The following is a 7,145-nucleotide window of genomic DNA, read 5'->3' as shown; positions in this document are numbered from 1 at the left end:
ATTTTAAATTCCTCACTATATTTCGCCATAAAAACACCCCCAAAAGTTAGTTTTTTACTCTAACTTTTGGGGGTCGGTACCAAGGTTAGAGGCTCAAGGGAGGTCTATTTTTCTTTGTTTATTGTCAACAGTGCAATTAAAGCACTCCTATAAAAGCATAAGAAACTCTGGCTTACACATCCCTTCACACCCGAGGAACAATCCCTACCTCCTCCCCAATTTCAAACTGCTCATGAAGTGGTAAATCAACAACAATCTCTCTTCCACCTACTTCAATAACATAGTGATACTCTTTCCCTTGAAACTGTTTCGTAACAATCGTCCCTCGAATTTGACTAACATCCGATGTAGAAAGACGAATTTGTTCCGGACGAAGGGCATACAGATTTTGTTCCTTTAATCGATTGGAGATACCATAATCTTCCCATGTAACAGGCGCATGCTTATGTGTAAATGTCGCGCCATTCCATGTACCTTCAAATAGGTTAGCTTTTCCGACAAACGTTGCTACAAACGGGGTTTCTGGTTGATCATAAATTTGTTCTGGTGTACCGATTTGTTCAATTTCCCCACCGTTCATTACAACAATGCGATCCGCCATCGCTAGTGCTTCCCCTTGGTCATGTGTCACATAAAGAATCGATGCTTTCGTTAGTCGGTGCAGCTTTTGAATCTCATGACGCATCTCAATCCGTAATTCTGCATCAAGGTTGCTGAGTGGTTCATCCATCAGTAGTAGCTGTGGCTCCGGTGCAATTGCACGAGCAAGTGACACACGCTGCTTTTGCCCACCAGAAAGCTCACCAGGCATCCGGCTGCCGAACTGCTCCAAGCCAACGATTTTTAACACCTCATCAATTCGCGCCTCCGCCTTTTGCTTTTCCTTAAATGCTGGTCCAACAAACCGGTGATATTTCATGGCAAACTGTACATGCTCGCGTACATTCAAATGGGGCCAAAGGGCAAATGACTGGAAAACCATGCTGACATTCCTGCGCTCTGGCGGGATCACCTTCTTTGCTGTTGCCGCCTCCTTGCCGTCAATTTGAATCGTACCATCTGTTGGCGATTCAAACCCCGCAAGCAGTCGGAGCAAGGTTGTTTTCCCACATCCAGATGGTCCTAAAATAGCAAGAAACTCGCCATCCTTTACGGTTAAATTAACATCTTTGAGCGCTTGAAAGTTGCCAAATTGTTTATTGATATTGATGATTGACGTACTCATTTCCCTTTTTCCACCTTTCTTTTCCGAAGTGCTCCTCCAGCAAATAATAGAAAATACCCAACGATAATTAAGCCAACAATTAAACTAGAAAAGGCTGTCGAATAAAGTGTATAACCCGATTGCTGGAAGCTTAAGATAGCGACACCGATGGTCTCTGAATTAGAGGAATACAATAAAGAAGATACTGTCAGCTCTGTTAAAGCACTCAAGAATACGAGCATTGCACCACTTAGAATCCCCGGCGCAATTAACGGGATCATAATTCGCTTCCATTTCCCAAAGCCATTCGTACCATTAATTCGTGCTGCTTCCTCTACTTCTACATCAACCTGCTGAAAAGCGGTAATGCCACTACGTACCTGCAAAATTAAAAATCGTGTTACATAGGCGATATACAGAATGGCAGCTGATCCGTAAATCCCCGGATTCCATCCCGGTATTGGCTCCATCCAAGCAAAAATCATTGCCAAAGCGAGCACCATCCCAGGAAGTGCGTACGGAATAGTAATCCCGTATTCCATTAGCTTCATGTTTAGATTCGTCTTTCTGACGCGGTAATAGCTAAAGATCGTACCGACAATAATCCCAATCACGGTCGTCACGCCAGCCAATTTAAGGCTCGTGAGAATCGACTCTACTGTAGAATTTCTCGATAAGATGTACGCATAATTTTTTAAGGTGAAGTTTTCTGGTACAAAATCAAGCCCATATGCATTCAAGAACGATGTCATCACCATGGAGATGAAAGGAAAAATACTCGTCATCGCAAAAAACAGCCAAATTAACATCTCCGCTACTAGCTTTCTTTTTCCTAGATGATAGCGTGGGCTATAGTCAATTTTTGTTGTTTCAATTGGCTTCGACTTCCGTAACAACAGCCATTGGAGGCTGATACCAATGATTGCAATCACTCCAAGGATGACAGAGAGCACCGCGGCTTCGCTAAAGGCGGAAGGTCCAAAGCCAATGACTTTCTGATAAATATACGTCGACAGCACAGAGATATTTGCTGGTGTTCCTAAAAAGGCAGGGATTCCGAAGTTATCCAATCCCCCTAGAAATGCGATAAACGACCCACCAACAACACCTGGTAATGCCATTGGAAAGACAATTTTGGAAAAAGCTGTCCACCTTGTCGCACCAGATATACGTGCTGCCAGTTCCATTTCCCGTGGAATTTTTCGAAAGACATTAACTGTAAATAAATAGACGAGCGGAAAATGACTAATCCCCATAACAAAGATAATGCCTGACATGCTATAAAGATCCCATGAGGGTAGATTAATCGATACGCTTTCCAACATTTTCGTCAATAACCCAGCCGGACCAAAAAACTGCACCCACGCGAGGGAAGTTATGTAAGATGGGATAATAAATGGCAAAAAGATAAACAGCTGCACAATCCCTTTCATGCGTATATCGGTATAGGCTACCATCCAGGCAAAAGCTGTACCTAAGATGAGAGAAATAATCGTCGATCCGACTACCACAATTAAAGTGTTTTGTAATACCTGCCACGTCCGACCATCTGTTAAAATCGCATAATAGTAATCGAAGTTAATCCCTTCATCACTCAGAAAGCTCATAATGATCAGGCGGACAATCGGGATAATAAAAAAGATGATAATTAATCCAATTGCCAATACTTTATAAAGCTGTCTATTGAAAAATGCGGAGGAAATAGCGCTCATGCGCTTTCCCTCCTGATTGAATCCATTCTTTTTTTGACTGTTCACTGTAATCACCCTATAGCCCTTGCGTTAGATTCTAGTTTGAAAATAATTCGTCAAATTGCCCTTTATCAGCTTCACGATTCTGATATAGTTCATCTGTTGGTGCGCTAAGTGTTTTAATTTCATCCAAGGATTTTAAGCCATCCGGTGCTTCTACTCCCTCACGGATTGGTGTATATCCAATCTCAGCCTGCAATGCTTGTCCTTCCTCAGAAAGTACGAAGTCAACAAACGCTTTTGCTATTTCTGCTTCCTCTGTATCTGCCGTAATACCAATTGGCTCCGTGATTACAGGTACACCTTCTTCAGGGTAAATCAATTCTACTGGTGAACCATCACTTGCCGCACGAGCTACTAAATAATCAACGATCATCCCGTAATTCTTTTGACCAGATGCTACGTTTTCAATAACAGCACCATTTCCTTCTGTAATCATTGGATTATTTGCTTTTATTCCTTCATAAAAATCCCAGCCAAAGCCGTCACTACGGGTGAAAATTCCAAGATTGTACGCTGCAGCTCCTGAGTATAATGGACTTGGCATGACAACTTGATCACTACCCTCTTCCGATGCAAGTACATCCCATGATGCTGGTGCTTCTGTCACTTGATCCGTATTAATGACAATACCAGTTGCCATCACCTTTGTTCCTGTATACGTTCCGTCAGCATCAACGAACTCTTCTGGAATTGCTTCCGCTTCAGGAGAATTATATTCCATTAACATATCTGCTTCCTTTAATCCTTCAAACGTTACTGAATCTGCAAGTAGAAGAACGTCTGCCACAACAGATCCTGCTTGGCTTTCCGCATTCAATTTACTGATAACCTCTTCTGTACCAGAGCGGAAAATATTGACGTCGACATCTGGGTATTTTTCATTAAACGCATCTACTAGCTGCTCGGCATCAACGTCTGGCTGTGATGTGTAAAACTCCAGCTCACCACTTAACTCACTTTCACCTTCTCCACCGGAAGCACCTGCTTCCTCTTCGGAACTGTTACCACAAGCTGTCAAAACACATAAAAGTGCAGCAAACAATAAGATTAATAGCTTTTTCATAATTGGCTCTCCTCCTGAACATAATTAAAGTTGGTAAACCAGCGACTAATTTGATCGATTTTTCGTTTCTGTGTATGCTTGAGGTCAATTGGGGAGACAGTGATATATCCTTCCTTCAGCAAGTGATAATCGGTTCCCTCATTCACCTTCAAATCTTGATAGTTGTCCTTTAACCAGTAAAAGTCCTGACCTTGAGGATCGTTCAAGGCTGTATAGTGATAGCGTGAAATACTTAGATCCATTGGGACAACGGAAACTCCTTTGCAAAGCTCCTTCGACGTGTACGGCAAATTAACATTCAGCATGACATTTTTCGCGATTTTATTTTGTAAAATCACCTCCACAACGCGATATAGCATCTGTTTTACAATCCCAAACTTAATGTTTTCTTTTTTAAATGTATCTAAGGAAACAGCAACAGATGGGACTTGGTACAGCATTGCTTCTTGTGCTGCAGCAATCGTTCCAGAGTAATACATATCACGCCCAACATTGGGTCCGAGGTTAATTCCCGTAAAGACAATATCCGGCTTCTCCTTTAACAGCACTTCCATCGCAAGCTTCACACAATCTGCTGGCGAACCATTAACCGCATACGCTTCGGCATTTGGCGCAAAGTCAATTTTCTTTAATTTCAATGGTTGTCCTAATGTAATTTTATGACTATAGGCACTTTTTTCCGTATCTGGGCAGACAATGACTACCTCCCCAAAGTGGGAGAGCACATCAGCTAACGCCTCAACTCCCGGTTCAAAAATACCATCATCATTCGTAATCAAAATCTTCAAATGCTTCTCTTCCTTTCCTTCCATTCTTTATGTAAATAGTTCAGATGCTTTTTTAAAAAGAATAAGGAGCGGCCTGTATCCATTCCCTCAAGTACGATAGGCAGGTCTTTCTCGGCTAGGCATGGTAAAATCTCCTCTAGATTAATCTCACCTTCTCCAAGCGGAACATGGTATTGATCCCGTTTGGAGTCACTTACATGAATACTATTTACACGCTGGAGCTCTTTCAAATAAATCTGGTTGCTTTCTTCAAGTGGCGTATGCGCGATATCGAAGGTAACCTGTAAGCCCCCTCCAACCTGCTCTAAAAAATAATTCATTGCCTTTGGCTCCGTTAAAATTTCCTTTGCGATAGGCTCCATCATTTCTACCGATAGAACAACTTCTCTGACTGCCGCATATTCTAAAAGCCGCTTTGTGTTGGTGACCAGTGCGCGCATATGCTCATCAACCAAGTATTTTTTTACGGTTAACCTTCCCGGGTGAAAAGTCATATGTAATGCACCTAGTGCTGATGCCAAATCAATCGATTTCTTTAATTCAGCAATGGACTGTTCCTGAATTCCTTTATTAATGGAACAAATATTCAAATCCCAGCTTGAGGCATGTAACGTTAATTCGATGCTTTCTTTTTCAGCATGAATGCGAATTTCAGCAGGGTTTGCTTGATGGTAATAAATATGCTCTGCCCACAGCTCCACGCCATGCAGGCCATTTTCCTTCGCAATTGTAATAACTTCATTGGGGTGGTAATCCCAGCATAAAGATGAAGCGATAAATAGTTTCATCGTTTTGCACCAACCTTTTCTAGCCAATGCTTTTGGGAATGCTTATCTAACTGCACACTACCAATTGCAAACGCATTTCGCGTATGCTTCCCATGACTGTCAGACCCGCCAGAAATCAGCAGCTGATTTTTAAGTGCAAACTCCTTCCAGTAGGAAACGTCTGACTCACGATGCTTGGAATGGTAGACCTCAATTCCATCAATCCCGTATGATAAAATCTTTTCTTCATCTACCGGAAATCGGTAGGAACCTGGATGCGCAAGGTAAGCTTCCCCACCACAGGCTTGAATTAATTCAATTGCATCTTTTGCAGAAAACGCCCCCCGCTCAACGAATGCCGGTTTCCCTTTCACTAATAACCCGTGATAGGCTTCGTGGGTCGTAGTAAAGTAATCTCTCTCACAAAGTGCACTGGCAATATGCGTGCGTACAATAATATCTTGCGGTGCATACCTTTCTACATCTTGAAACGTAATGCTATAGCCTAATTCGTTCAAACGAGCAACGATTTTCTTTGCCCAGTTTTTCCGCTCTGCTTTACGCCAGCTAATATGCTGGAGCATTTTCGGATGCTCTGGATCAAAAAAATATCCAAGAATATGTAATTCACCTGCTTCTCCATCCGTGTTCAGCTCAATTCCAGAAATCAATTCAATTCTAGCTGCCTCTGCTAATGGCAGGGCTTCCTTATATGCTCCGATTTCATCATGGTCGGTAATGGAAAGTACTTGAATGTTTGCCTCTTTCGCTAGATGCACAATCTCTTCCGGTGTTTGGACCCCATCTGAAAATGTCGAGTGAACATGCAATTCCGTTTTACGCATCAAATCCTCCTCTTTTGAACCTAACTTCATTATAAGAAACGAATATTAAGGGAGATTAAAGGCGAAATGAAGAAATGGTATGGATTTTGTAAATTTACTTTACAATTCGGGTTTTTGGTAGGGTTTAACAATTTATTTATAAATAAGTCGTAGCAAGGGATACAGAAATAGACAGAATCATTCACTCAATTGATTGTAAATTATGCGTTAAGATTTTACATTTCCTTAAAAACAGAAGTAAATTTCGGAGGAAGTAAACGTTACTAATCAATACAATTCAGAATGTCGTTATGATGGCACCATTACAATAAGTTTAATGTTTGTTAGCGCTTTAGTCGATAGAGGAGGTCAGCTACCTCTGATAAATAGATTGAAAGACTTTTCATCTAAAAAATCCCCCAAATTGGAGGATTTAAGGTTTTAAAGGTAGATTCTTTACTTTACAATTAATTTTGTTTTTTTATAATAATGCAGACTGCCTATCGCCTCTAAAAAATTACTCTTTCCAGACTCATTTTTTCCGATAACCGCTGTAACACTATCTTCCAGATAGGTTATGTTTTTTTCTTCTTTAAATGACTTATAATTATTTATTTCTATTGATTTGATATTCATTTAGAATACACTACTTTTATATATGTTATTTTGTTCATCTAGCAGATTACTCTATCAAGTAAAAATATAACTTGGTCATCTTTTAAACCGTATCTTGTCATATGCATAC

7 protein-coding genes are annotated in these 7,145 nt (G+C 41.0%); all 7 read right to left on the bottom strand.

Annotated features, from left to right (window positions below):
- Nucleotides 1–184: 184 nt before the first annotated feature.
- The 7 genes from F1560_RS01085 to F1560_RS01055 all read right to left on the bottom strand — a co-directional run bounded on the left by F1560_RS01085 (nucleotide 185) and on the right by F1560_RS01055 (nucleotide 7,036).
- A complete protein-coding gene (locus F1560_RS01085) occupies nucleotides 185–1,225 on the bottom strand; it encodes an ABC transporter ATP-binding protein (RefSeq protein WP_149472835.1) in 1,041 nt (346 codons plus the stop codon).
- Nucleotides 1,222–2,916, bottom strand: coding sequence for an ABC transporter permease (locus F1560_RS01080; RefSeq protein ID WP_149472834.1), 1,695 nt, complete (start codon nucleotides 2,914–2,916; stop codon nucleotides 1,222–1,224). The genes F1560_RS01085 and F1560_RS01080 overlap by 4 nt, the downstream gene beginning before the upstream one ends.
- Before the next feature lie 76 nt (nucleotides 2,917–2,992).
- Nucleotides 2,993–4,021, bottom strand: a complete 1,029-nt coding sequence (locus tag F1560_RS01075) for an ABC transporter substrate-binding protein (RefSeq protein WP_149472833.1) — start codon at nucleotides 4,019–4,021, stop codon at nucleotides 2,993–2,995.
- The gene (gene surE / locus F1560_RS01070) at nucleotides 4,018–4,809 is read right to left on the bottom strand and encodes a 5'/3'-nucleotidase SurE (protein WP_245347859.1); all 792 of its coding nucleotides are present in this window, start codon (nucleotides 4,807–4,809) and stop codon (nucleotides 4,018–4,020) included. Before surE ends, F1560_RS01075 begins: the two co-directional genes overlap by 4 nt.
- Nucleotides 4,806–5,597: a sugar phosphate isomerase/epimerase family protein gene (locus F1560_RS01065; protein ID WP_149472831.1), complete on the bottom strand. Its 792-nt coding sequence runs from the start codon at nucleotides 5,595–5,597 to the stop codon at nucleotides 4,806–4,808. The genes surE and F1560_RS01065 overlap by 4 nt, the downstream gene beginning before the upstream one ends.
- Nucleotides 5,594–6,421, bottom strand: coding sequence for a PHP domain-containing protein (locus F1560_RS01060; RefSeq protein ID WP_187773595.1), 828 nt, complete (start codon nucleotides 6,419–6,421; stop codon nucleotides 5,594–5,596). The genes F1560_RS01065 and F1560_RS01060 overlap by 4 nt, the downstream gene beginning before the upstream one ends.
- A gap of 435 nt (nucleotides 6,422–6,856) precedes the next feature.
- On the bottom strand, nucleotides 6,857–7,036 hold the full coding sequence (locus F1560_RS01055) for an AAA family ATPase (RefSeq protein ID WP_149472829.1): 180 nt from the start codon (nucleotides 7,034–7,036) through the stop codon (nucleotides 6,857–6,859).
- Nucleotides 7,037–7,145 lie beyond the last annotated feature (109 nt).

This window comes from Oceanobacillus polygoni (assembly GCF_008304605.1).
GTDB lineage: Bacteria > Bacillota > Bacilli > Bacillales > Amphibacillaceae > Oceanobacillus > Oceanobacillus polygoni.
This window is presented reverse-complemented; position numbering and strand designations above follow the sequence as displayed.